Here is a 26,138-nt window from a genome sequence, read left to right as displayed (position 1 = left end):
TTTTAAGCCTTTTATGTTTAGAATACCCGCCACATGATAGAGGTTAGACGCTCTAACCTCTATCAACAGAGAAAATCCGGGCCCATAGCTCAGTTGGTTAGAGCAGCGGACTCATAATCCGTTGGTCCTAGGTTCGAGTCCTAGTGGGCCCACCAATAAAATCAAGCACTTGCAGTGCTTTTCAAAAAACTCGAAAATCTCATGTAGACGTAATGTAGACAGATTATATCATCTGCTTTTAGATACATAGTGTGGATTAGACACATTATCACTTGGCTCAAAATTCCAATGCCGGTAAGGGTGCCTAAATCTATTAGATATATCGTTTTGATAACTAGTTGAGGCTCCTATGTTAAAATTTGGATATATTTCTCTTATGTGGCTATTTATACGTTTATATAGATTTTCTTTTAATCTTGTTTTTTCGGGTCGTTTTTTGTTTTTATTTTTATTAGCAAACTTGTCATTCAACTTTGCTTGTATAGCGCCTAATACAATATCAACTGATTGAATTATAATTGATTTTTTAGAGTCTACTTCATGTATCTGCTCAGCAGAGCAAACTAAATTATATTGATCTGGAATAAATTTATCTAAATTGCTGACAAAATACTTAAACTTATTACAATCATCTTCTTTCTGAGGCAATAAATCTAAATAATAATGCATTGAATATTTATTTTCACTTGCAAGGTATTGTAAGCCAAAAGCATGTTTCAAAAATTGATAGTATAAAAACAAATAACCTTTCTCTTTATGCTCCTTTGTTAAATTGCATGCAACCTTATTATTTTGACTAAACATTATTCTTATTTTCACGATATCATCATTTATTAAGCCGAAAAAATACTCTATAAATTTACTATATTGTAGAAATGTCTTCCCGCTAACTTTATCCCATTTTATTTCCCCATTAATTTCCAGCTCATCTTTTTTGCTATTGAGAAGTTGAGAATAACATCGTTGTGATTTTCATCGACAAGCAAAGCCCCACCATAAAAATTTGAGAAATATTTTCCCTTGCGTACTGACTCATCAGCATATACATAGATATTATTGCTTACCTGACTCATAAAATATCGTTATTCCTTTAACCGATTAGAGAAAATGCATTATAAAGGTGAGGGCTTCAAGAAAACGCTCCTTTAGTTCCCATCTCAATAATTTTGTATGTATAATTATAGAACATCAAAACTTTTCCACATTAGTTTGCAACCTGACTGCTATACTAAATATTAATGGATTAAAATGGATTTTGATTTTGAGAAAAGAAAATACAAATAATCTTCTAAAATTTTTACGCTCACTTAAAGTTCAAGAAGATACACAAAAAGGTTTCACTCCAGATTCTATTGCTCAAGAAACTAATTATGCGCCTTCCACAATAAAAAAATATCTAAGTGCCTTTTTAAGGGAGTATTGTTTTTATAGCTATAAAGAAAAATTGTGGTACTGTTCAGGCCTATCAGAATTAACTGATTTCGATTTTCTTACGTTAATGAGTCAGAATAAAGGAAGTGACTTTCTAAACGACACAGAAAAGTTTATACATAATCTATACCAGAAAAGCAAAAACTCATTCTTAACAGCTCTACAGCTTTATAACAGCCCCAATCAGCCATCAAGGATAGAATTATTTGCAATGTTGATAGCTAACTCATGGGAGTTATTACTTAAGGGAGAGATTGTTCAAACCAATGCACTTGAAGCAATTTATAAAAAGAACAAGAGTCAAACAATTAGTTGTAGAGATGCGTTGAAAAAGCAATATCCTGAACATAGTAATATTAGAAAAAATATTGAAGAAATTTTGAATATCCGAGATCAGGCGGTACATTTGGCTATAAATGAAATTCAATATGACTTATGTCGTTTATTTCAGTCAACAATTTTAAATTATGTAAAAAAATATAACCAGATAACTGGAGGAACCCCTTTACCTTCTATGAACTCAGGCTTATTAAATTTAATTATAGAAGGAAATGCTGTCTCAACAAATATATTAAAACAAAGATATGGTGAAGCTTCAGCAGATATAGTCCAAAAATTCCTTGGGAAACTCAGAAACCAGTCGAACAAAATAAATAGTCCTGAATTTGCAATATCCATGGATTATAAACTTTGCTTAACTAAGAATGAAAGTGCATCTGATATTACGTTGCATTCAGGTGATACTGGAGAAAAAGCGATAAGAATCTATGAGCCTGTCGATCCTACACGCTCTCATCCTTATAAAACTTTTGATGCTAGAGATGCTATAAACGGTAGAATCCGTCCTAAAATGATAACGAATCACATTTTTTACAAAATAGTTAGGAAATACAAAATAAAATCTAATAGAGATTATTTTTATCTAAACGAAAGCACACCTAGGTATTCAGAAAAATTTATCGAATGGTGTTCTAATAACATTAATAATCAGGTGGGTTGGCTAGAAAATATATAAAATCTTTATTAACCAGATAAAAAGATTGTTCTGCGTCACTGCATATTCCGTGCAGTGACGCAGGAAACCATCCTTGATTTTACCCAGTAAAATCAACACATTCCGCCCTTTTGTTCAAAGGCGCTCAACGCGTTTGAACAAAAAACCCACTATAAATCCTTGCGCAGCAAGCACCGATTTGATAGCTTTTAATTAGCACAGCTGATGAGCCTGTAAAGGCGAAACCTTTTACAAGGTCTTGTGCTTAGCCACCCCAATCCCTAACCCTGTGGCTGGACGTTCAGTCGGGATACCCTTCACGGATACTTGCCATTCGGCAGAACAAATTCCAGCGGAATTTGAAGTCAGCATACATACTCTGTATTGACACCATCTAAGCAAATGCTACGCATTTTGCTATGTCGTTAACATTTCAACAATAAGGAGGATAACCACCAAAAAAATGTAGTACGGCAATTTGATTTGCCCCCTGTTTCGAGCTTTATGGCATAAGCCAGGTTTCGCCTTTGAGTGAGCCGCTCGACCAACACTAAACCAAAGCCAGGGCAAATAACATTGAGGTGAAGCGATGCGAAAACAATCATTAAGACAAACCGCCAACCGGTTTTTAAACTCTGATCATCGCGGCTGTTTCAAGGAGAGAAAACGCCGGTACTATGTCATTCATAAAATGATTGACGATCTTTTTATCGTTGGCAATGTGCCGCCTAAATGGCAGACGATTAAGCCAGTACATATTCAGAAACTGGTTGAACACTGGCAGAAGAGAAAATTAAAAACTGCCACTATCACGCGCCATCTGGGCATCATTAGAAAATTCCTTTATGAAATGGAATGTCCAACTGCAAATGAAATCAATAACGAGAGCCTTGGACTTAAAAGACCAAAAAAACATAAGAAAAAGCCAAAGATTTATCCTGGCTTTTGGCAAAACATAAGCACCCCATCAGCCAGATTATTAACCGGCTTACAAATTCAATTTGGCCTCACGTTAAGCGAAGCGATGCGCCTTAGTCCTGACTTTCATGTCCAGGAACATTCTTTATGGATTACACGCGAAATTGCTACCAATAGCCACGATCGATTTATTCCAATACGCAATGACGTTCAAGTAGCCCTACTACGAGATTTTAGTTCATTAATCGGAGGTTCTGGCAACCTTATTGATGCCATTGGCTATCAGATTTTACTCTGTAGCTATAGGCAGGAATTAACCAGATTAAAACTCTCATCATCAATTAAAAATTTCCGCTATTTGTACACCAGGAATCTCAAACAACAGCTGCAATCAGATATAAGCAATTATGAATTAACCTGGCTGATTATGGAGGAGATGGGGCTATCATCACGTACAACCGTGTGGAATTACCTGCATGAGCAATAACAAACTACGCAGCGCCAAATTTTCAATTAACGAAATGGTGAAGGAGATTAAAAGATATTCTCATGCCAGCCGAGCTGACATGCGGGTGATGCTCAATCGTTGCATCAAGGATCTGCATGAGAAAGGCTATAAGTTATCGCATATCAAAGGATTAAAGCCTAAGCATATCTTTGTTCTGGTGGAACATTGGAAAGAACAAGGCAAAAGCCCTGCCACCATCAAAAATTATATGTCAAAGCTTAGAGGGACAGCCAAATTTTTAGATAAGCCCCAGCTAGTAAAATCTAAAAACGATGATTATCAGATTCCTCAGCGAAGTCATGTCACCACAGTCAACAAAGCAATCCACGAGATAGATTTAAGCAAATGCAGCGATCCATTAATACGCTTATCTTTGGAGGCACAATCCTTATTTGGCCTTCGAAGGGAAGAGTCGATGAAGGTTGTGCTATCCGATGCCTTTCAGGGAAACTATTTGCAAATAAAACCATCATGGACAAAAGGCGGTATTGGCAGAACTTTATGGATAACTAATGATGCCCAAAGGCAATGGTTAAATAAGGCACTTCAGCAATTACCGTCAGGACAATCCTTGATTCCTCAGGACAGAACTTACAAACAGCATTTAAGACATTACCAAAGTCAGACTGAATTGATGGGTATTAACAAATTACATGGCCTAAGACATGCCTTTGCACAGCGAAGGTACTTTGAATTAACAAAACAATTTGATCCGCAACATAAAGGCTGGCAATCTCCGATTAATGGAGGACCAACCACAAAACAGCTGAATCAACAGGAAAGGCAAATTGATCACAAAGCACGTGGAATTATGAGACTGTAGATAAAATTGTGTAACTGTCTATCATATAGGCCTTTATGGCTAAGGATAGATAGTAATGAATCGAAAAGAATTAGAAGCTTTTGCAAGAGAAGCAGCCAAATCATTAAAGACTGAAAAAGGTCTAAATGATATCAGTCAAATGTTAACCAAGATTACCGTTGAGGCAGCGCTTAATGCCGAACTGGATGAGCATCTTGGTTATGACAAGTATGAAAAATCTGATATCTCAAATAGCCGTAATGGCTATAGCAAGAAAATATTAAGCACTGAGGAAGGCCAGTTTGAGTTGAGCACTCCAAGAGACAGAGAAGGAAGCTTTGAGCCGCAGTTAGTAAAGAAGCACCAAACTCGTTTAACCTCAATGGATAGCAAAATCCTTAGTCTTTACGCCAAGGGCATGACAACCCGGGAAATTGTTGCAACCTTCAAAGAAATGTACGATGCTGATGTCTCTCCGACCTTGATTTCTAAAGTTACTGATGCAGTACGTTATCGAGTGGCAATCTCGTCCTTTGGAAGCCGTTTATCCTATCGTTTATCTGGACTGCATTGTGGTTAAAATCAGACAGGATAAGCAGGTTATCAATAAATCCATTTATCTTGCGCTGGGTGTTAATCTTGAAGGCCAGAAAGAGCTGTTGGGAATGTGGTTATCTGAAAATGAAGGGGCTAAATTCTGGCTGAACGTGCTGACAGAACTGCAAAATCGTGGCGTCAAAGATATTCTTATCGCCTGCATTGATGGGCTTAAGGGCTTTGCCGATGCCATTAATACTGTATTCCCGGAAACAAAAATCCAGCTTTGTATTGTCCATATGGTGCGTAACTCTGTTAAGTACGTTCCCTGGAAGGATTATAAGGCAATTACCGCTGATTTGAAGCTCATCTACAAGTCAGCAACCGAAGATGAGGCCTTGCTTGCATTAGAGCAATTTTCTGAACGCTGGGATAATAAATACCCTCAGATAAGCCGCTCCTGGCGCAGTCACTGGCATAATCTCAATACCTTATTCAATTATCCAGAGGACATTCGAAAGGCTATTTATACAACAAACGCCATCGAGTCTCTAAATAGTGTCATCAGAAAAGCCATTAAAAAAAGAAAACTCTTTCCTTCCGATGATTCGGCTAAAAAAGTTGTTTATCTGGCTATAATGGATGCTTCCAAAAAATGGACTATGCCCATTAAATATTGGAAGGCCGCTTTAAACCGGTTTATGATCGAGTTTGAAGAACGCTTAATTGATTTTGTTTAACCAATGACAGTTACACAGAATTATTTACAGGGTCGGAATTATCAGTCGTCAACTTGGCCATTCTCGCATTTCTATCCTACGAACTTATATAGGCTGAATAATAAGATAAGTTCAATCAACTCTCATGCTGTCTCAAAAACCAAGTTAACTTCTTTGTCTGTTTGATATTCGAGAATATCACCTGGCTGACAACGTAAATATTTACATATATTCTCCAAAGTAGAAAATCGAATTGCTTTTGCCTTTCCATTTTTTAGAATAGACAAATTTGCTTCTGTTATTCCTACAGCTTCAGCCAGCTCTTTTAAACGACATTTTCGCTTTGCCATCATTACATCTAAGTTAATTACAATAGCCATAATGTCTATCCTATATCGTTAATTGTGCATCATTTTTTAATTCATATGCTTCTTTTACCATCCAAGATGCTATTAGGATAATAAAAGCTGTAATGAGTGTAGTAAGATTAGTCGAGCCAAGTGTGATAGACGCAAAACGTTGGCCTGCAGGGTTATTAAAGCTCAAAGCTGCAGTTATCAGAGGTTGGTAAATAATTTGAATGAACTCCCCTATAATCATGAGAATACTTATTTGCTTTATAATCTTAATATTATCGAGCTCGAAAAGACTTCCATGCTCATATAAATTAAATAATTTAGCGAGTCGATGACAGATAAATATCGTTATAGAAAGAGGTAATAATTGAATAGTGAATATTATTGCTTTATGTATCAATGAATAATCAGTTGAGTGGATTTTTGATGAGGAAATAATTTGATCAAACATGCCATAGTGGATCATTGTATCTATGTGGAAGAATGTAAAAAATGCCGTAACTATTGGTAGCAACCAACATAACGACATGAAGATTAAATGGAGTATTCGACTAGCAGTTTTTATTTTTCTCATAGCATTCACCTTTTTCAATTAAATAAAATTGAATAATAACATATTTTTATTGTTTATCAATAAATATTTATTGTAACAATTGTAATTTCCGATAACAAACAATAACAGCCAATATCATTTGATATCAATTAGAACATCCTGTTGAATTAAATTCCTACGCTGATAAAATCAAAAGAGAAAGTAACTGATGAGCCTGTGAAATCCTGGCGAAACCTTCATGGTCTTACTATAAAGCCACCTTCTTTCCCTAATCCTGTGGCTGAGCGTTAAGTCGGGAAAAACATCTTGTATGGAAAACAAGATTTTCACGGACAGTTTTACGGTGTCATGCCGTATATGCTTTGAGCATTCATTCTTTAAAAACTTGGCAAATCAACTTTATGGTTGGTGATATTGCATAACCCAATGGGGATGAGTTTGTCCCCATCTGGGACCATCTCTCCCTCTTTTATTAAAGGAGCGATACCATGCAAAATTTCGATTCTGCAAACATTCAGATGGACCATTTACTGTTTGAATTGACCCGATGTGTAAATGACCTACAAGGATTTTATCGTCAATTGTCCATTGAAGATAGAAAACAGATTGAACTTAGTCTGAGTAAGCTGGAATTTCTGGTTTCTCATTCAGACAGGTATCAAGGTCAAACTGCCCTTGCTGTTGTTTAATCTTATTTTTTAACCGCATAACAGGAAAAAACTGCTTTATGCGGTGCTTTTTCTGTTGTGCGGACTTTTTCACTAACGGGAGAACACAATGACAGCATCATTAAATAAGGTACAACTGATTGGCAACTTGGGCGCAGAACCAAAAACCATCACCAGCCAAAACGGTCAGTCTTTTGTCACAGCCACTCTGGCAACCAATGAATCATTCAAACAGAATGACGAATGGCAAACCAGAGTTGAGTGGCATCAACTGGTGATGTTTGGCAAATTGACCAAAGTTGCTGAGTATTTACAGAAAGGATCGCAAGTTTATGTTGAAGGTAAGTTGCGTTCCAACCATTGGACTGATGGCGATGGCAATACCCGTCATAGCCTCAGTGTTGTGGTAAATAGTATTCAACTTCTTGGCCAATCCAAACCAACTAATGAGACTGCCAACAAAACCGCAGAAAGCCATATGGCACAAATGCGGGAAATGTTGCAGACAGAATCAGAAGAAATACCGTTTTAATCAAACCCAGCGCGGGAGTAAATTCCCGCAGGGGCTTGCTCTCTGATTATCATTTTCAAGGAGAACAACCCCAATGGATAAATCGGAAATCTATGTCGCTTGTTTGGGTGCGACTCGAGGTCGCCTATGTGATTGTATGAATTGTTTATGCTTCGATATCTTATATTATTTCTCGAGGCTGGACTTTTAGAGTACCTATGATTCCCTTCATAGTAGCCTAGTTCGACGTGCATGGCCGGTAACAGCGATGTGCGAAGCTCGAATGACAATGTACTGAAATTCACTTTTGTGGATGTCATAGATTTGCTGACAAGTAGACTATGAACCTAGAAGGTTCATCTGGGATAAGGCTAGGCTGGTGGGTATGGTTAACGAAAGTGTGAACTACTGATAAACATCGTGAGCGACGATGAGCTAAAGAAGCTGATAAGCTCAAGCCAAAACGGCACGCATGGGTCAACCCAGATCCAGACTTGGGTTGCAGGGACAATCAACATGCACGGTGAAGAGGTAGAACCTAACCCCTCCTTGTCATGTAGGTGGAACGAGGTAAACCCGATTCTGTGCCTTATTCATAAGGCAGGTTAACCGTAAGGAAAACTGTTGCAGGAGCGGGCAGAAGATAGACTAAAAAGCAAATGCTTTTCTATAATGGAAAAGATAGGAATTTATGTTCTAAGGTGAAAGCCTGCCCACTTAGTCTTGGTCAACATCGCGAGATAACTATAGAATTTCTTTTTAAGGAGACAAGCAAATGACCAAATCAAAATTAAATGATGAGGATGCGGCTCCTACATCGGATATATGGCATCCCATTAATTGGCATACTTGCCATGAAGAAGTTAAGAAACTGCAGCGTCGTATCGCGAAGGCAACACGAGAGAAACGCTGGCGTAAGGTCAAATCCTTGCAATGGCTGCTCACTCACTCGTTTTCAGCAAAAGCTATTGCTGTAAAACGTGTTACAGAAAATAAAGGTAAAACGACAGCGGGAGTTGATGGAAAAATCTGGTCAACTTCTAAAGCCAAATCGAAAGCCATTACTCAACTTAAGAGACGTGGGTATCGCCCACAACCTCTCAAACGAGTATATATCCCAAAATCAAATGGCACCAGAAGACCGCTAGGCATTCCTGCAATGAAGGACAGAGCTATGCAAGCTTTATATTTACTTGCACTAGATCCTGTTTCTGAAACCACTGCAGATGGGAACTCTTATGGTTTTAGGTCATATCGTTCTGCGCAAGATGCTATCAGCCACCTCTTTATCATGCTTTCTCGTAAGGGAGCTGCTCAATGGGTGCTAGAAGGCGATATCAAAGGGTGCTTTGATAATATCAGTCATGATTGGATACTTGATAACATTCTGTTAGACAAGAAAATACTCCAACTCTGGCTTAAAGCGGGATATGTTGAGAAAGGAAGTCTATTTCCTACCTACGAGGGTACACCTCAAGGTGGAATAATCTCCCCTACTTTAGCTAACTTGGTACTGGATGGTCTGGAAAAGTTGCTCGCAATAAAATTTGGATCATTGCGATACGATGGACACAGCTCTCGTACCCGTAAACACCAAGTACACTTCGTAAGATATGCTGACGACTTCATAATCACAGGAAAATCAAAAGAACTTCTTGAAAATGAAGTCAAACCACTGATCAGAAGTTTTCTGGCAAAACGAGGTTTACTGCTCTCTGAGCAAAAAACCAAGGTAACGCATATTAAAGAAGGATTTGATTTTCTTGGTCAGAATGTACGGAAGTACCGCTTGGGAAATCCCAACGAAAAACTTCTGATAAAACCATCAGTGAAAAATGTTAAGACATTTAAGCGGAAGGTAAAATCAATGATAATAAAATTGCGTACAGCTAAGCAACACGAGGTAATAGGTATTTTAAACCCTATTATTCAGGGTTGGGCAAATTATCATCGTCATATAGTGGCCAAGGAAACTTCGCCAAAGTAGATAACTTCATCTGGCACACGTTATGGCATTGGGCATGTAGGCGACATCGAAATAAAGGCCTTAAATGGGTAATGCGACGATACTATACTGCCATAGAAAATCGTCGAAATATGACATTCGCCTGTATGGTGAAAACAAAGGAAAGTAACCACAAACTGATCACATTGCGCTTTGCAACGGACACCAAAATAGTTCGTCATAAAAAGATAATGAGCTCAGCGAATCCTTACCTTCCTGAGTTTGACCAATACTTTGAGAAAAGAACATTTGAGAAAATGCTTCAAACCTCTCAGAGAAGTCCAAACTGTCAGTCGTTAAAACTGTAATGTTGTCGGCTAGCTCAAGCTAGCTTAGGAAAGGTATAGTTATAATACTGTATCTGTGATTGAAGCCGTATGCGGGGAAACTCGCACGTACGGTTTTTATGGGGGAATGCTGCAGCAATGCAGTGTTCCTACCTACTCATCTTATAATAGCGGCTACCTGCATGGTCAATGGGTTGATGCAAATCAATCTGAAGATGCAATTATGGAAGAAATTCAAGCCATGCTTGATGACAGCCCAGTTTCAGATCCAGGTGACTGGGCAATCCATGATTATCAAGGATTCGGTGATATTGAGATTCATGACTTTGAGTCTATCAGCACGATAACGGAATATGCTGAGTTTATTTCTGAGCATGAAGAACTAGGTCAGGCATTAATTGCTGATTATGGCCTTGAGGCTGCCAGGGTGATGATAGAAGATCAATATCATGGTTGTTATGATTCTGAAGTTGATTTTGCCCATCATCTTATCGATGACTGCTACAGCGAGAAACTGCCAGATAATTTGATGATGTTTTTTGATTATATGGCATACCGTTTTTCAAGAAATTTATGGTCACCAAAAATTGATGTCGGATATAATTGGATTGATGGATGTGTTCCGGTCTCAAAAGCTGGACAGGGCTTAAATACGCTTATAACCTGCCGGTCCCGGGTAAGGTGGTTCTGCGGCCTTTTTATCCTTTGTCCAGTTACCACTCGCATAATTTTGGATGTCCTTAATAACATCCCTTACTCTGTGAGAAAACGTTCCTTTTAAAGCAGATGCTTTTATGTCTTTTTTTGAATCGTTTACGCTATTTAAAATATCATTAAAGGGCTCATTTTCATCTGCATGGTTTACAGCATCATGTAATGCCTCTAAATACATAATCTTGAATTCTTTTCTTTCTTGATTCGGTAAAAAAAATCCTTTTAATCCCTTTGTTTCGCTTTTTAATTCTTTGATTAAAGCGTCCAGTTTTTCAAGCGCGTATTCTTTCCAGGAGAGCTGATTGAGTAAATTAGTCCAATCAGGGGTAGGGATTTGTTGTTGTCCTAAAGCATTTTTATAATCTTCAAAGACTTTTGTTGCATCTTCTCTCGAGTAAAGATTTTTATAAATTAGCCAGAGCAGCAACGGTTGAAGTTGATCGAGAGAAACAAAATCATTGATTTTTACGCATGCGGATTCAACACTGTATTTCTCTCCATGAGCAAAGCACGTACCTTCGGCATCTTTAAAGAAGGTTGCATCTAATCCCAACTGATTTGCAAACTCTTTAAACTGATGGGCTGTAATATCACAATAAGCCCTTATCCAGTCTATCTTTTCCTGTTGTCCTTCAACCCGGTCATCTCGTTTGTCGACAGCGAAACACAAAATCCAGCCAGGTTCTTTCTGATAACGTGAGCTATCTGAATCTATTCTTATTCGTAATTTACCTAAATCTGCCAATAAGCCCTGGTTATTTGACAAGGCCTCGTTTAAGGCTGAATTTGAAGCTGCGCCACTTGTTTTCGCAAGGATGGTAAAGGTGTTAACCTCTGAGTTTTTGTACTTGTAAATTGGATAAGGAGGGTGTGAGCTCTGTGGAAATTTTGCGCCTGCCATGATTTTGGGGACTGTATTTCCACTCTGTTTTTTAAGCTTTTTCGAAGTGTGGCGAGCCTGCCCTTTAGACGAGGATAAACCCTCAATGCTATATACTGTTTCCGGCGGAGCGGAAGGCTCAGTATAAAAATAAGAATAGCTCTCATCGTCAGGGGGCGGTGCTGATGGAGAAAAGGTATGATTATGGACATTATAGCCAAACTGTTGCTGCACAAGGCTCCATTGGCCACGGCCAATGGCACGCAAATCGATGGTTTGATAGGTCCCGGAAATAACATTCCCTACTGGATTGTTAAGCCGGGTATGAGTTGAGGTAAATAATCCCTCAATATCTTCTCTTGGATACCAACCTTCAGGCATAATACATAACTCTATAAATTTGTTTGGCTACATTATTTAAATGATAGCATTTAAGTTCTTAAGGGAGGCTTAAATGGCAATTAAAAGAACAAATTGTGCAGGACAAAACTTCATAAGTCAACTTCTATTCGTACATTTTCGGGAACAAGTTGTCTGATAATTTTTCTAAACTGCGCTAAATTTATCGCGAATAAAATCCAGGCCGTATTTGAAGAAGCTGGTTCGTGGTCTTTGTTGTTTTTTTATGGTTGTCCACTTAATTGGGCGGTTATTTGTGTCGTTATGGCCAGGCAATTGCAGAGCATTTGCTTCTGAATAATTTTAAAGTCCTTGCTATCGACTTTAATCCGGATGAAGTCAACAGCTGGCGCCGACAAGGGCATTCTGCCATTTATGGTGATGCTTGTGACATCGAATTTATGGCTTCACTTCCTTTAAAGAAAACTCAATGGGCCATATGTGCGATCCCACAACATGAACATTGCGCAACTTGGTTAAAATAGAAAACACAGGATGGTTATTTATGGAACTATTTGAAGCAATAAAACGAAGACGGGCGGTACGTCAATTTTCTGATAAACCTCTGAATGAGGAAACCATTGAAAAGATACTGCAAGCCGGTCAATATGCACCCAGCCCTTTAAATTCACAACCCTGGCATTTTACTTTGGTACGGGATAAAAAAAATCTCAAAGCATTAGCGGAAAAAGCTCGTCATGCTTCCTTTCTGGCAAAGGCATCGCTTTTAGTTATTGTGACAGTCAATACAGAACCCAATATTGACGAATGGTTAATACAGCACAACCAGCATCTCTACAGTGGTGCAGCCGCTTTACAAAACATGTGGCTCACAGCCTGCAGCCTGGGTATTGGGAGTTGCTGGGTTACCTTGGATGAGTCGTTTACCAAAGAACAAATGTCAATCCCTAAAGAGCATACCATAATTGGAGGACTGGCCTTGGGTCACCATAATGAACCACTCAAAGCCTATGCCGATGAAGACAGGAAAGCTTTGCCCATATTAATATCTTTTGAGCAGTTTAATTTACAGGAAAAGAGCGAAACAGAAAGCTGTTACACTTGTCTTAAAATGGTTCCCAAATCAGCGGCCAATTCGTTTGAGGGAGACGATTATGTCCGATATTTTTGCGGCAATGAATGTTATGCTGAATGGAAAAAACAAACCCAGAAATGGCTTGATGAAGACAGCTGACGATGGCGTTTCTTACTCAACATAAAAAACCTCTGAATGTCGGCAAGACAATAACAGTAACAATCAATAACAATTGATATCAATTAGAACAACCTGTTGAATTTTATTCGGGCATTGATAAACTGTTAAAGAAAGTAACTGATGAGCCAGTGAAAGCCTGGCGAAACCTTCTGAGGTCTTACTATAAAGCCACCTTCTTTCCCTAATCCTGTGGCTGAGCGTTAAGTCGGGAAAAACATCTTGTATGGAAAACAAGATTTTCACGGACAAAGTACAATATACACCAGGATTATTAAGAGCAATAAAACTTTTTGGTCTCTGATCGAGCTCTCCAATATGTCCCCTTGATATGTGTGGGTTATGAAACCGCCAACACCTTCTTATTTATTTTATCCATCTATAGTGTAGGCGTTCAAAATTACCGCGATAACAGTAAATTGTGAAATTTAAAACAATTTATATGCAAGATCCAAAAAAAACTGTCTTTTTTGCCGCTATAACAGTAATTATCGGTATATTTATACGAAAAAGAAAAATAAAGACTGTATCTTTACCGTTTTTACTGCTATAACAGTAATATACATTCATTTATGGTATTCTATGCCCAAACAAAATATTGCTAATATAGTTCATTATCACCGAAAACAAAGCGGCTTATCGCAACAGGAATTAGCTAGATTAGCTGGTGTTGGTAAAACTGTTATATACGATATTGAAAAAGGGAAAGAGTCCGTGCGGTTAAACACATTGCTAAAAGTGTTAGATGTTTTAAATATCCAAATGAAATTTGAAACGCCCTTTCCTCAAACAACGGATAATAATTCATGAGAAAAGCATATGTATCAGTGAGTGGTGTTAAGGCTGGAATATTAGAAGAATTACAAGGTGGAAAATATCAATTTACCTACTTTGATGATTATCACGGTGCACCTATTTCTCTCACAATGCCTTTAACAAAAAAGGTCTATGATTTTGCTGAGTTCCCCCCCTTTTTTGAAGGCTTACTTCCAGAAGGCATTATGCTTGAAGCACTATTACGCAAATATAAGATAGATAAAAATGACTATTTTGGCCAATTGATAATTGTTGGCCAAGATGTCGTAGGAGCAGTTACTATTGAGGAACTAAGATGAAACGCTGCCCCATTACGTATGAAAGGATTGGTGACCGAGAACACTATTCGCAACGTGGATTGCATTTGCTTTCCCCTAAATTAAAAAGCCTTAGTCCATTAAACTTAAGTGCTGATGAGCAGCGGCAGGAAGCAATTGCTCGTGTAGGGAAGATGTCTATTCAAGGTGTTCAAAAGAAACTAAGCGCAAAACTAAAGGTTAAAGATGGGTATTTTGAAATCGTTGATCAAAATGGTCATTATATTTTAAAACCACAAAGTGATATTTATCCAGAATTACCCGAAAATGAAGCCATTACTATGTCCCTTGCAAAAACCATTGGTCTTGAAGTACCGGTTCATGGTTTAGTTTATTCTAAAGATAACAGTATGACCTACTTCATTAAACGGTTTGATCGAATAGGCCATAATAAAAAGCTAGCTTTAGAAGATTTTGCACAGCTATCAGGTGAAGATCGTCACACAAAATATAAAAGTTCTATGGAAAAAGTGATTGCAGTCATAGAACAGTTTTGTACATTTCCAAAAATTGAGTTCGTTAAATTATTTAAGTTGACATTGTTTAACTTCCTGGTCGGCAATGAAGACATGCATTTAAAAAATTTTTCCTTAATTACTAAGGATAAAAAAATTTCCATATCACCAGCATATGATTTACTTAACTCAACTATCGCTCAAAAAAACACAAAAGAAGAAATGGCTTTGCCCCTCAAAGGGAAAAAAAATAATTTAACACAGCGTGATTTTCTTATATATTTTGCCATTGAAAAATTAGAATTAAACCAGAACGTTATCGATGGGATCCTACAAGATTTTCATCAAGTAATACCTCAATGGCAAGAACTGATTGGTTCAAGTTTTTTATCTCAACATATGCAGGAAAGATATCTCCAATTGTTAGATAAAAGATGCGAGCGATTAAATATTTTTTGATTAACTGAAATCAGCGGCCTCCATCATATTTTCTAGTAAAAAATTAGCCGCCTGCTGCATCGGCTTGCGTAAGCGTTCAACGTCCTTCATGATATACCCTGCTGTTACATCATTATTCATTTTATGATTGAGCAAAGGTTTTAAAGCATAGGCTGGTAAGTCAAGGCTATCTGCAATGGTGGCAAAGGTTCTTCTCAGATCATGTAAAGTAAACGGTACTCCTGATAATTCCACTACCCTGTTCACAGCTTTTTTAGGTTCATAGATATAACCGGTTTTGCTTTCAGCTGGGAATACATACTCACTGGTTTTGTTTCTGCTTCTTCGCTCCATTAGGTCAAATACAAAATCAGACATAGGCAACGTATGGATTTCATGGTTTTTTGTATCTTGTAGGGTGATAATTTTAGATTTGAGATCAATGTCAGTCCATTTTAGGGATGCTGCTTCCATTTTTCTCATACCGGTGAAAAGGAGCAATAAGAAATAATCGTGCCACAAGAGTGCATTTCTGTAGTTATCTACTTCCACCAACATGATCACCGCTTTATACCAAGCAGCTATTTGATGCGGTTTAATGACGGTTTGCTTTCTATCTACTCGATACCATGCTCTGGTATGTGGTAGGTATTTAACTGGATTAATGGTGATAATTGGATGACCATTGCCATCTTGATATTCATACATGGCATAATTAAAAATAGCTCTTAATACCCGCATGGCATTATTGGCACGTGCTTTACTATTGGTCTGGCCATGCTTGGTATGCCGTTTGGCAATCATCTCTCGGGTAATATTCACCAGCGGCTTATCAAGCCAATCTGGTACCACTTCATGGAGCACACATTGATAATCGGTTAAGGTGGCTTTAAATCTTTTCTTGCCTTGAGGTAATCATTCAACACCTGCTGCAAGGTCATGGCATGAACTTTTTTGGTTTTCATCTCTGCAATAGGATCATCGCCTCTAGCGACACTACCCAATAGGGCTTTGGCTTGCTTTCTGGCCTCTTCAACCGTCAAGTTACCATATTTACCTAAAGTCACCCTTTTGACCTTGCCACTAATTCTGGTTTCAACGATGAAGCTTTTCACGCCACTTGAGGTAATTCTTAAAGCAAATCCCTTTAGACCCGAACTGGGGCTTAATAATTTAGCAATTACTCCCAAAATGAAGTGGGTTTCAAATAAGTGGAAGTTGTGACTTAGTCATAAGCATATAGTATTATAGGCATAGAAGTTTGGCTTTTATAATTTTTTAAAATATGACCAATTGTTCTCATGCTGGTTTTAAAGCACAATTTAAATAGATTCCAACCTTATGATAAATCATTTAATTTCACTTAAGCTAAAATGGTATGGAAGTAATTTAATGAAAACACTATATGAATATAGTGTGGCATTTCTTCGCTCTTCATCTAGCCCTATATTTGATACTTTGTATTGGGTGACTAGAAAGAGAATGAATAAGGATATGTTAGTTGACGCCGATGATATGATTACTAATTATCTCTCAAAAAAAATATAAATCGATATTACAATTCAGCTGCCATTTCTGAATATTGGTGCGATAAATTAAATATATATTTATTTTCTCTCAACTATTATAGTTGTAGTTTTACCATGGTTAAAACAAATTTTTCATATTAAATAAAGATAGTTAAGGTCAAAATCCACCTATTTTGAGCCCTTAGCAAGCGTAGCCTTGATAAGCGCAGCGCATCAAGGTTTAGGGACATCAGCCAGAGTAGGTATCAAATTATAAAAGGACGACCTTCTGCGTCACTGCATTCATGTGCAGTGACGCAGAACAACACCGTTGATTTTACGCAGTAAAATCAACACATTAAACGCCTTTGTCCTAGCGCGCCTCATGCGATAGGACAAATTACTGCCTTTAAACCCTTGCACAGCAAGCACCACTTTGATAATTTTTTAAATGAAGCATAACTGACGAGCTGGTGGAATTCCGGCGAAACGTCATCTGACGTCTTATGCAAAGCCACTTCATTCCCTAACCCTGTGGCTGGACGTACAGTCGGGAAACCCTTCATGGATTTTCTACCAACCGGTAGAACAAATGTTTCTTAGCATTTGCAGTCAACTACTTTCATTTTGACCACGGACTTGTGACAGGCCGTTGCTTTGTCGTATTCATTTATCAATAAATTTAAGGAGGACAAAACCATAAAAACCGTTGTAACCAAATGAATTGTGAGCCATTGAACGATTGATTTGCCCCCTGTATCGAGCTTTATGGCACAAGCCAGGTATCGCCTTTGAGTGAGCCGCTCGACCAACACTAAACCAAAGACAGGGCAAATACCGGCTTGCGACATGACCAAATTCGGATCGGATGATGAGAAAATATTCTTTAAGACAGACCGCTAACCGATATTTACAAATGGATCATCGGGGCAGCTTCAAGGATAAAAAACATCGTGCTTTTGTCATTCACAAAATGATTGATGATCTATTTGCGATTGGCCATGTTCCTGTGTCATGGCAGGCATTGGAAAAGCACCACATTGAACAACTGGTTCAGCACTGGCGAAAACGCGGCATTAATCCAGCCACTATCATGCGCTATATGACCACCATTAGAAAATATCTGATGAATATTGGCAGGCTAATTGCTGATATCGATAACCAAAGCCTGCAATTGGTGCGCTTGAAAACACGTAAAAGACAAATCAATATCTATCCTAATATCTGGGAATGGATGGGTTCGCCCATACCTCGATTGATCATGGCGTTGCAAACGCAATTTGGATTAACTTTTTCCGAAGCTCTTCATTTACAGCCAGACATTCATATCAAAGATCATGGGCTTTGGATTACCCGGGAAATCGCTTTTAATTCAAAAGATCGCATGATTCCGATTAGAAATACTGTACAAAAAACGATTGTGGCCGAGTTATGCCAATTGACAAATAACCAAAGCATGAGAGAAACAAACAGCTATGACAATATCAGAACGGCGTGGCGCAACGAATTAACCACCCACCACCTACCAACCAATAAATCATGGCGCTACCTCTATGCCAGACACTTGTATCAAACCCTGTGTCCCTTATTAGGTAATTATCAAACCTGCTGGTTGATACGGGATGAAATGGGGATTAAATCACGCAACACGTTATGGCTATATCTCAATGAGTAAATCAAAACTACGCAGTGCACAATTTTCAATTAATGAAGGATTGAAACAAATCAAAGGTTACTCCCATGCAAGCCTCGCCGACATGCGCCATATGCTCAACCGTTGTGTTAAGGATCTTCACGAGCTTGGATATAAAGTTGGCCATATCAAAGGATTAAAGCCTAAGCATGTACATGTATTGGTTGAGCATTGGAAACAACAGGACAAAAACCCGGCCACAATCAAAAACTACATGTCCAAACTGCGAAAACTGGCAATTTTATTAGACAAACTAACGCTGGTTAAGCCCAGCAATGATGATTACCAGATCACACGAAGAAATTATACCCCCACCCACAACAAAGCAATTCATAACCTTGATACCTCGAAATGCACTGACCCCATGATCCGCTTATCCCTTGAGGCACAAGAATTATTCGGTCTACGCCGGGAAGAATCGATGAAAATCATCATCAGTGAAGCATGGCAGGGTAACTGCCTTAAAATCAAACCAAGCTGGACAAAAGGCGGTATTGGCCGAACACTGGAAATTAGTAATGAACAACAACACCAGTGGTTGCAACGGGCTTCGCATCAGGTATCTCCCGGTTATTCTTTAATTCCCAAAGAACGAACATATAAACAGCACCTTCGATGCTATCAGACTCAGACCGAACAGATGGGCTTAAGCAAATGCCATGGACTACGCCATGCGTATGCGCAAAGGCGATATTTTGAATTGTCTAAAATATATGATCCTCAAAGCAAAGGTATGTGTTGTCCTTTGGAAGGAGGAAAACCCTATCGAGATATGACAGCAAAAGAACAAGAAATTGATTGCAAGGTTAGAAATATACTTTCCCGGGAAATGGGGCATTCCCGTAGGGTTATAACTCGAATTTATTGTGGATAGTAGAATATTATGTGCTGTAATTTCTGACCAATTCAATGAAATTAATGATGATTATTTGTCTACTGTGCATAAGTGATAACCACAATAAATCTTATGTTCTGCAACACTTAAAATTTACCTTGAGTGCTAAAATATAAGATATATCATTATGGTTATGTAAATAAAGCCGTGTATTTTATTTATGGTTTTATATAAGGAAATATATGATAGAAAGGTTATGTCCGTAAACTGCTGTAAATTCAGGTTGACTTTTTAGGAGTGGAGTCATCGCTAAAATTCGGTACTATTGAGTTGTGAAAAACAATAACTATCGAAGGAGATTAGCGATGACGGATTACAATATTACAGTTGGAAAGGAATTGCTTCCAGAACTTTTATCAAGCCAGGATGGGCTCGCAAAGCTTGTTGAAGGTGTATTGAATCAGGTATTGGAGGCACAGGTGTCAGAAAGTCTGGGAGCAGACAAGCATGAACGTTCAGGTGAACGTATAGGCTATCGTAACGGTTACCGTCCAAGACAACTATACACTCGTGTGGGACCAGTCACTCTTCAAGTGCCGCAGACACGTGATGGCTCTTTTTCTACCGATATTTTTAAGCGCTATCAACGCAGTGAGCAGGCTTTTGTATTGGCTCTGATGGAAATGGTTGTTAATGGCGTATCAACCAGAAAAGTTAATAACATTACTGAAGAACTTTGCGGTGCTAGTTTTTCAAAGTCAACCGTCAGTCAACTGTGTTCTGGTCTTGATGCAAGAGTCAGAGCCTTCAACGAGCGTCGGTTTGATGGTGACAACTACCCATTTATCATGGTTGATGCGATGTTTATCAAGTGTCGTGATGGTGACAGAGTCGTGTCTCGAGCAGCCTTGACCATCTCGGGTATCAGAAGTGATGGCTACCGTGAAATACTGGGCCTTCGCATTGGTGACACTGAGAGCTATGCTACATGGGATGAAGCGTTTAAATGGCTAAAATCTCGTGGGCTAAAAGGCGTGATGTATGTTGTGTCAGACCAGCATGCAGGGCTTGTGGAAGCGGCTAGAAAGCACTTTCAAGGTGCAACCTGGCAACGATGCCAAGTTCACTTGATGCGCAACATCCTCGGGCACTGCTCTGTCAGACACCGCAAAGATGTTGCTGAAAAGGCAAAGCTTGTTTTTCAGGCACCTGATATGGAAGAAGCCAGGCGTAGACGCGATGATTTTATTGATGCCTTTGAGAAAAAAGCACCAAAATCAGTTACCTGCCTTGAGGAGGCTTTTGACGATGCCATGGTAGTTATGGCGTTGCCGGAGAAATACAGGAAGCGACTTCGCACCACCAACATGCAAGAGCGAATTAACGAGGAAATCAGGCGCCGAGAACGAGTGATAAGGATATTTCCTAATGATGATTCTGCATGGCGGCTGATTGGCGCTTTATTAGCTGAACAAAACGAGCAGTGGCAATCAAGGCGTTATCTTAATATGGACGAATTTAATGACTGGCTGGCTGAGAATGAAGCCGGAAAGTCTAATGTTGTAGGGATGAATGCTTTGACTAAATAACGTACTAACTTGATAGGCTGAATTAATGGGAATTTACAGCACTTTTTGGACTTGACCTGATAGAAATTTTAATCGCTTTAATTTCATCCGGGTTTTTAATATTAATATTCAAAGAATGCAAAGATTGTAGAAACAAAAAAATAAAACATGATTTAAAAATTTACCGGAAATTTAATTCTATTTTTAATGATAAAATGTTGGAGTCTATCATAAAGATGACACAAGAAGGATATTTACCTGAGGGGACTTATTGGCGAATAGATACTTTGGTTGAATTCATACAGTTACCAAGCAATCAATTTCTAGACAAAAAGTTAAATAAATTATTATCAGAGCTTACCTTCAATCTTCATGAAATTGGACAACTTTACTCAATGTGTGGCAGATGCGAGCTTGTTGGTGATAGGTATAATTTAGTTGCGCATAAAGACGGAAATCCTGAAGCATTTAAATTAATAAATGACAGTGAAGAAAAATCTCGAAGCCTTCTCAAATCCTACAGAGCATTTCGAGGTAAAGTTAAAAGAAAATTCAATTTATAAGCTTTAAATAGTAAATTACATTAATTTCATTTAATATCAATATGTTATTTTCCTTGATATTCATATCTCAATTGGTATTCTCAAAGAAACACAACTGAAGAGTCAGTGAAACCCTGACGAAACCGCAAGGTCTTGTGATACACCATTTTTTCCCTAATTTGATGGTGGAGCGTTTAGCCGGGAAACCCTTCATGGATACGTCTTGTGGCTTTAAGCCAATGGAATGTGCTTAGGCATATCATCTTTAATAATCAGGCAAATCAACCGACACGTCGGTGATCTTTGTTTTACATAACCCACAGGGGATTATTTATCCCTGCTGGGGTTAATCCTCTTTATTAAATAAGGAGTATATCATGCAAAAAGCAGAAGCGTTGCAGCTGGAAGTCGAGCACTTATTGTTTGAACTTAATTGTTGTGTGAATGATTTGCAAAATGTTCGCCTGCGAATATCTGCGGATGACATTCACCAAGCAGAACTGAGTTTAAATAAATTGGAATCGCTCATTTCCTTTGTAAAAATTTTCTCTAAGAGAAAAATCGCTTGCTGATCCCTTGAAGTAATTCATTAACCGCATAACAGAAAAACGTCTGCTTTATGCGGCTATTTTTCTGTTATGCGATTTTTAACCCCAACAGGAGAATATTATGACTGCATCATTGAACCGCATCCAGCTTATTGGCAATTTGGGTGCTGATCCAAAAAGTATCACCGGCAAAGAAGGTCAAGCTTTTGTCACTGCCACGCTGGCCACCAATGAGTCGTATAAACAAAACGACGAATGGCAAACCCGGGTGGAATGGCATCAACTGGTTTTTTTTGGCAAATACACCAAAGTTACTGAATTTTTACATAAAGGCAGCAAGGTTTTTATAGAGGGTAAGCTGCGTTCTAATTCATGGACTGATAAAGATGGAAATACCCGTTCTGCCACCAGTATTGTGGTAAGCAATGTTCAGTTACTGAGTCAAAGTAAAGCCAGTGATGACCAACCTGCTAACAGCACTGCTGAAAGCCACGTGGCTCAAATGCGTGAAATGTTGCAGGAAACGACAGAAGATATACCGTTTTAATCAATCACCCAACATGGGAGCATGCTCCCATGGGGCTTGCTCTTTAAATGATTAAGGAGAAAGCCTATGGACACCCCTCAAATATATGTTGCCTGTCTGGCATCTTATAATAACGCAATCTTGCATGGCGAGTGGATTGACGCCACACAAAGCGAAAGCGACATCATGGCTGAAATCTATGAGATGCTGGACAATAGCCCAATAGAAGGCGCAGAAGAATTTGCGCTGCATGATTTTGAAGGTTTTGGTGATGTTGATATAGATGAATATACCTCGATACAAACCATTGCTGAGTATGCGTTTTTTATTCAGCAACATGGCCGCATTGGTGCAGCATTGCTATCTGAGTATGAGGTAGCAGAAGCCGAATCAATGATGGATAACTGTTATCAAGGTTGTTTCGATTCAGAGGTTGATTTTGCTTGGCAATTATTTGATGAATGTTATGCGCACCAGATACCGGATAATTTGAGATTTTACTTTGATTGCGAGGTTTTTTCCCGTGATCTATTTATCAATGATTATTGTTCGGTAGATGTTGATGGCGAGACGCATGTATTTTCAAGGTATTAAGCCCCTGTTTGGGGCTTTTTCTTTTGTCCTAAAAGCGCTTTTTATAATAGAGGAAGGATGGTTTGATCAAGGGAGTATTCCAACAACAAATAATGGATAAATATTGATCACTTTTAACTTATTCATTATAATCTTTATTTTCTGAAATTGTTTTTCATTATATTTATATGTATATCAATAAGTTAATTATTATTCTATTGGTTTCTATTTCAAGTGGTATTTGTAATGCTACTAAAAGTTCGATCCTTATGAATGGGACCCACGATAATTTACTTATTGAATATCAAGTGTGCATTACTTTAGAGAAGAAGCATATTTGTACTGAATTGAGGACAAAAAATTTGTCTATTGGACAAACATGGATTCCAGAAAATGATACTGAGTCCCATCCAATTTTTATTACTAAAATTCAAACATCTGTTTCAGAAAAAAGTTTTCCTGGATTTGATGAAATGTTAAATATTCCTAGTAAAGAATTAAGTAAAGTGCAGTTTTGCATATTAAACATGTTTCCTATTGCTATAAATACATTTGCTGACGACTTATTTTGTTCTCACGTTGAGGGTAAGTAGTAAAAATGTCATTACCATATTATTTATTTATATTTTCTGCTTTGATTTCTACTTGTTCATATTCTTCTATCGCAGATTTACCCATTAAAAGTCATGGAAGCTATATTGTCAATTACTCTGACTATCCTATTACAGTTCGATATAAATCTTGTCGAGATCATAATAACCAATATATTTGTGATAAAAATGAATTTTCAATTTCTATAGATGGTAAATCGTCAAAGTATATTGGTAATTATACAAGTAGAAATGGCTCTAGGGACGGAAAATTATATATTGTTACGCTTATATCTAACAATGTTAGGACTAAAGAATATTCAGATGATTTAGCAATGAAGAATCAATACTTACCTACATGTATCATCCGTGAGAGAGCAGAAATCGATGATTTTGGAACCATAAATTTGTTTTGTACTGGTAGGTCTCATGCGGGAATTAAGGCATGAAAATATTTATTTTACTTTTATCTTTGATTCCATTCAGTATAAATGCCTATCAAAGTGTTTCAGGGTATTCTGTATTTAATAAAACAAAAGAGTCTATCAAAATAACTTATTTATATTGTGAAAAGAAAAATGGTGCTGGACCGAGCTCTTTATCTCAATGTGGGAATCCCAGTGAAATAGAGTTAAAATCGCAAACAATAGGATTAATTCCCTTTAATAATGATGCTGATTATGGGGTGCTTATTACCTCTATAATTTCGCCATCACAAAGGGTTTTATTTGCAACTGATAAGCAAGCTTATGATATGAATCTTCATGGAGTTGAAATGGGGGATATTATGCAATGTTATAATTTTTTTAATGCAGCAGCTAAGGATGCATTTATAATCGAAGATATTATTGAAAATAAATTAACTTGTACCCGGCATAAAATTAATGCTTATTAGCTGTTTGTTGTTATTTCCATAAGCACATTTTGTACTAACTCTTAGTGTTGATTGGAATGAATGTTGAACCATAGTCATATCGCCACAGGTAAACACAGAAACACACACATCAGTATGTGGTTTGTAAAAAATTCATTTGAATAGTGGAAAATACACATGCGTGACTTTTGCGTGTTTGAGTATGACACAGTTATACATTATACGCCATTTGTAGTGGTATCATGCGACAAATTATTATTTTAAAATCAACGGGTTAAATTTAAAGTTGAGGGCTCATAATCCGTTGGTCCTAGGTTCGAGTCCTAGTGGGCCCACCATATAAATCAAGCACTTACGGTGCTTTTTAAAAATATCGAAAATCTTATGTAGACGTAATGTAGACAGTTTAAAAAGGATTTCCACTATGTTACAGGATTTACTAAATGACAAAGTGACCCTAGTAAAAAATAATGGGATGAAAGTTAAATCTGATATTCCAGCCCAAGTTTCTTCCAATAAAATAATGTGAATTAGTTTCGACTTAATCTGACATAACCACTTGAAAAGGTGAGAGTTTCCGGTTTTGATAGAAGTGCAAACTTTAACAAAACCAAAAGGAAAACTCTCATGATAGATAATAACGTTAAAATTATTAAACACAAAGTTGGCTTACTAAATTTAGCTGAAGAATTAGGCAATGTATCGAAAGCCTGTAAGGTAATGGGTTTATCACGAGACACCTTCTATCGTTATAAATCAGCGGTAGAATCTGGTGGGGTAGATGCCTTATTTGATAAGTCACGAAGGCAACCTAATCACAAGAACCGTGTTGACGATTCTATAGAGCAAGGTAAACGCTTAATTAACCCCACTCTTCTCAGGCATTTCCAAAGCAGGTAAGCTGCGCATGTTTTCAAGTTCGGAAGGGTTTACATGAAAGGGCAGCAAAGCTTCGAGCTGTTCGATGGTTTCAGCATATTGGATGTTGGTCAGTGCGTATTTCAACCATGCGAAAGCATCAACCTGGTGTTGCTTACAGGTTTCGATGAGGGAATAGAGGATAGCACCTGCTTTGGCGCCCGTTTCGTTGCCATGAAAGAGCCAGTTTTTTCGTCCGATGACGAAAGGTTTAATGGAGCGCTCTGTTCGGTTGTTATCTATTTCGAGACGGCCATCGTCAAGGTATCGTTTGAGCGCAACCCAGTGCGTCAACAGGTAATGAACGGCTTTGCCCAATGGGCTTTTCGGTGGGATATTGATTTTTTTATCTTCAACAAAGTCTTTGAGTTCATCAAGAATAGGTTTGGCCTCTTTTTGTCTTGCCTGATAAATATCGTCTGGTGCAGCTGTAAACCTCCCT

General features: G+C 38.0%; 27 protein-coding genes, 1 tRNA gene and 4 pseudogenes. 25 read left to right on the top strand and 7 right to left on the bottom strand.

The features are described from left to right. The first annotated feature begins 78 nt into the window (after positions 1-78). Positions 79-155, top strand: a tRNA-Ile gene (locus E4T55_RS12170). A 73-nt stretch (positions 156-228) separates the two neighbouring features. Here the strand turns inward: E4T55_RS12170 and E4T55_RS12165 are convergent. Beyond that, positions 229-906, bottom strand: a complete 678-nt coding sequence (locus tag E4T55_RS12165; protein ID WP_335622023.1) for a DUF3800 domain-containing protein — start codon at positions 904-906, stop codon at positions 229-231. Beyond that, a complete protein-coding gene (locus E4T55_RS15265; protein WP_156411827.1) occupies positions 903-1,073 on the bottom strand; it encodes a hypothetical protein in 171 nt (56 codons plus the stop codon). Before E4T55_RS15265 ends, E4T55_RS12165 begins: the two co-directional genes overlap by 4 nt. 188 nt (positions 1,074-1,261) lie before the next feature. Here E4T55_RS15265 and E4T55_RS12160 point away from each other — a divergent pair, with 188 nt between their 5' ends. Further along, on the top strand, positions 1,262-2,446 hold the full coding sequence (locus E4T55_RS12160) for a DUF3644 domain-containing protein (protein WP_058502824.1): 1,185 nt from the start codon (positions 1,262-1,264) through the stop codon (positions 2,444-2,446). Positions 2,447-2,674: 228 nt separating this feature from the next. Here the strand turns inward: E4T55_RS12160 and E4T55_RS15560 are convergent, their stop codons facing one another. Further along, the gene (locus E4T55_RS15560; RefSeq protein ID WP_256595061.1) at positions 2,675-2,797 is read right to left on the bottom strand and encodes a hypothetical protein; all 123 of its coding nucleotides are present in this window, start codon (positions 2,795-2,797) and stop codon (positions 2,675-2,677) included. 217 nt (positions 2,798-3,014) lie between these two features. Here E4T55_RS15560 and E4T55_RS12155 point away from each other — a divergent pair, with 217 nt between their 5' ends. From E4T55_RS12155 to E4T55_RS12145, 3 genes and pseudogenes are all read left to right on the top strand, one after another. After that, positions 3,015-3,830, top strand: coding sequence for a phage integrase N-terminal domain-containing protein (locus E4T55_RS12155; RefSeq protein WP_058502825.1), 816 nt, complete (start codon positions 3,015-3,017; stop codon positions 3,828-3,830). Continuing rightward, on the top strand, positions 3,820-4,674 hold the full coding sequence (locus tag E4T55_RS12150; RefSeq protein ID WP_058502826.1) for a phage integrase N-terminal domain-containing protein: 855 nt from the start codon (positions 3,820-3,822) through the stop codon (positions 4,672-4,674). Before E4T55_RS12155 ends, E4T55_RS12150 begins: the two co-directional genes overlap by 11 nt. 55 nt (positions 4,675-4,729) lie before the next feature. Continuing rightward, positions 4,730-5,930, top strand: a pseudogene (locus E4T55_RS12145) (IS256 family transposase). A 122-nt stretch (positions 5,931-6,052) separates the two neighbouring features. Here E4T55_RS12145 and E4T55_RS12140 read toward each other — a convergent pair. Next, positions 6,053-6,289 carry a helix-turn-helix domain-containing protein gene (locus E4T55_RS12140; RefSeq protein ID WP_058501355.1) on the bottom strand — a complete coding sequence of 79 codons (237 nt, stop codon included), beginning with the start codon at positions 6,287-6,289 and terminating at the stop codon, positions 6,053-6,055. A gap of 10 nt (positions 6,290-6,299) precedes the next feature. Beyond that, positions 6,300-6,716 (bottom strand): DUF2975 domain-containing protein, encoded by a 417-nt coding sequence (locus E4T55_RS12135; protein WP_223168329.1) that lies wholly within the window; start codon positions 6,714-6,716, stop codon positions 6,300-6,302. 590 nt (positions 6,717-7,306) lie between these two features. On the opposite strand from E4T55_RS12135, the gene E4T55_RS12130 reads away from it, so the two are divergent. The 9 genes and pseudogenes from E4T55_RS12130 to E4T55_RS12085 all read left to right on the top strand — a co-directional run bounded on the left by E4T55_RS12130 (position 7,307) and on the right by E4T55_RS12085 (position 15,542). Beyond that, positions 7,307-7,507 (top strand): hypothetical protein, encoded by a 201-nt coding sequence (locus tag E4T55_RS12130; RefSeq protein WP_058501357.1) that lies wholly within the window; start codon positions 7,307-7,309, stop codon positions 7,505-7,507. A gap of 88 nt (positions 7,508-7,595) precedes the next feature. Next, positions 7,596-8,018 (top strand): single-stranded DNA-binding protein, encoded by a 423-nt coding sequence (locus tag E4T55_RS12125; RefSeq protein WP_058501358.1) that lies wholly within the window; start codon positions 7,596-7,598, stop codon positions 8,016-8,018. Positions 8,019-8,772: 754 nt separating this feature from the next. Further along, positions 8,773-10,310, top strand: a pseudogene (ltrA, locus tag E4T55_RS12115) (group II intron reverse transcriptase/maturase). A gap of 55 nt (positions 10,311-10,365) precedes the next feature. After that, positions 10,366-11,070 carry an antirestriction protein ArdA gene (locus tag E4T55_RS15585; RefSeq protein ID WP_316409774.1) on the top strand — a complete coding sequence of 235 codons (705 nt, stop codon included), beginning with the start codon at positions 10,366-10,368 and terminating at the stop codon, positions 11,068-11,070. Positions 11,071-12,536: 1,466 nt separating this feature from the next. Continuing rightward, the gene (locus E4T55_RS12105) at positions 12,537-12,767 is read left to right on the top strand and encodes an NAD-binding protein (RefSeq protein WP_058501361.1); all 231 of its coding nucleotides are present in this window, start codon (positions 12,537-12,539) and stop codon (positions 12,765-12,767) included. A gap of 20 nt (positions 12,768-12,787) precedes the next feature. Next, a complete protein-coding gene (locus E4T55_RS15340; protein ID WP_058501362.1) occupies positions 12,788-13,477 on the top strand; it encodes a DUF3330 domain-containing protein in 690 nt (229 codons plus the stop codon). 600 nt (positions 13,478-14,077) lie between these two features. Continuing rightward, positions 14,078-14,305 (top strand): helix-turn-helix transcriptional regulator, encoded by a 228-nt coding sequence (locus E4T55_RS12095; RefSeq protein ID WP_058501363.1) that lies wholly within the window; start codon positions 14,078-14,080, stop codon positions 14,303-14,305. Beyond that, positions 14,302-14,610 (top strand): HipA N-terminal domain-containing protein, encoded by a 309-nt coding sequence (locus E4T55_RS12090; RefSeq protein WP_058501364.1) that lies wholly within the window; start codon positions 14,302-14,304, stop codon positions 14,608-14,610. The genes E4T55_RS12095 and E4T55_RS12090 overlap by 4 nt, the downstream gene beginning before the upstream one ends. Continuing rightward, positions 14,607-15,542 carry a HipA domain-containing protein gene (locus E4T55_RS12085; protein ID WP_058501365.1) on the top strand — a complete coding sequence of 312 codons (936 nt, stop codon included), beginning with the start codon at positions 14,607-14,609 and terminating at the stop codon, positions 15,540-15,542. The genes E4T55_RS12090 and E4T55_RS12085 overlap by 4 nt, the downstream gene beginning before the upstream one ends. On the opposite strand, the pseudogene E4T55_RS12080 reads toward E4T55_RS12085, so the two are convergent. Then, positions 15,543-16,672, bottom strand: a pseudogene (locus E4T55_RS12080) (tyrosine-type recombinase/integrase); the annotation flags it as partial. A gap of 1,228 nt (positions 16,673-17,900) precedes the next feature. Here E4T55_RS12080 and E4T55_RS12070 point away from each other — a divergent pair. The 11 genes and pseudogenes from E4T55_RS12070 to E4T55_RS12020 form a co-directional block, all read left to right on the top strand. Beyond that, positions 17,901-18,704, top strand: coding sequence for a phage integrase N-terminal domain-containing protein (locus tag E4T55_RS12070; RefSeq protein ID WP_058501367.1), 804 nt, complete (start codon positions 17,901-17,903; stop codon positions 18,702-18,704). Continuing rightward, entirely contained in the window at positions 18,697-19,596 is a 900-nt protein-coding gene (locus E4T55_RS12065) for a phage integrase N-terminal domain-containing protein (protein ID WP_058501368.1), read from the top strand. Before E4T55_RS12070 ends, E4T55_RS12065 begins: the two co-directional genes overlap by 8 nt. Positions 19,597-19,922: 326 nt before the next feature. Then, on the top strand, positions 19,923-21,146 hold the full coding sequence (locus E4T55_RS12060; protein ID WP_115325208.1) for an IS256 family transposase: 1,224 nt from the start codon (positions 19,923-19,925) through the stop codon (positions 21,144-21,146). 215 nt (positions 21,147-21,361) lie between these two features. Continuing rightward, complete coding sequence (locus E4T55_RS12055) at positions 21,362-21,688, top strand: hypothetical protein (RefSeq protein ID WP_131780785.1); 327 nt, start codon at positions 21,362-21,364, stop codon at positions 21,686-21,688. Between the two features lie 356 nt (positions 21,689-22,044). Continuing rightward, complete coding sequence (locus E4T55_RS12050) at positions 22,045-22,239, top strand: hypothetical protein (protein ID WP_058502034.1); 195 nt, start codon at positions 22,045-22,047, stop codon at positions 22,237-22,239. A 97-nt stretch (positions 22,240-22,336) separates the two neighbouring features. Continuing rightward, entirely contained in the window at positions 22,337-22,762 is a 426-nt protein-coding gene (locus tag E4T55_RS12045; protein ID WP_058502033.1) for a single-stranded DNA-binding protein, read from the top strand. A 66-nt stretch (positions 22,763-22,828) separates the two neighbouring features. After that, positions 22,829-23,335 (top strand): antirestriction protein ArdA, encoded by a 507-nt coding sequence (locus E4T55_RS12040; RefSeq protein WP_058502032.1) that lies wholly within the window; start codon positions 22,829-22,831, stop codon positions 23,333-23,335. 341 nt (positions 23,336-23,676) lie between these two features. After that, positions 23,677-23,907 carry a hypothetical protein gene (locus E4T55_RS12035; RefSeq protein WP_131780784.1) on the top strand — a complete coding sequence of 77 codons (231 nt, stop codon included), beginning with the start codon at positions 23,677-23,679 and terminating at the stop codon, positions 23,905-23,907. Positions 23,908-23,912: 5 nt separating this feature from the next. Beyond that, positions 23,913-24,353: a hypothetical protein gene (locus E4T55_RS12030; protein WP_131780783.1), complete on the top strand. Its 441-nt coding sequence runs from the start codon at positions 23,913-23,915 to the stop codon at positions 24,351-24,353. After that, a complete protein-coding gene (locus E4T55_RS12025; RefSeq protein WP_058502030.1) occupies positions 24,350-24,799 on the top strand; it encodes a hypothetical protein in 450 nt (149 codons plus the stop codon). The genes E4T55_RS12030 and E4T55_RS12025 overlap by 4 nt, the downstream gene beginning before the upstream one ends. Positions 24,800-25,405: 606 nt before the next feature. Then, positions 25,406-25,627, top strand: a pseudogene (locus E4T55_RS12020) (helix-turn-helix domain-containing protein); the annotation flags it as partial. Between the two features lie 9 nt (positions 25,628-25,636). Here E4T55_RS12020 and E4T55_RS12015 read toward each other — a convergent pair. Continuing rightward, positions 25,637-26,077, bottom strand: coding sequence for an IS66 family transposase (locus E4T55_RS12015; protein WP_245183919.1), 441 nt, complete (start codon positions 26,075-26,077; stop codon positions 25,637-25,639). Positions 26,078-26,138 lie beyond the last annotated feature (61 nt).

The organism is Legionella israelensis (genome assembly GCF_004571175.1).
Classification (GTDB): Bacteria; Pseudomonadota; Gammaproteobacteria; order Legionellales; family Legionellaceae; genus Legionella_D; species Legionella_D israelensis.
The sequence above is the reverse complement of the archived record's forward strand: the minus strand, read 5'-3'. Positions and strand labels throughout refer to the sequence as shown.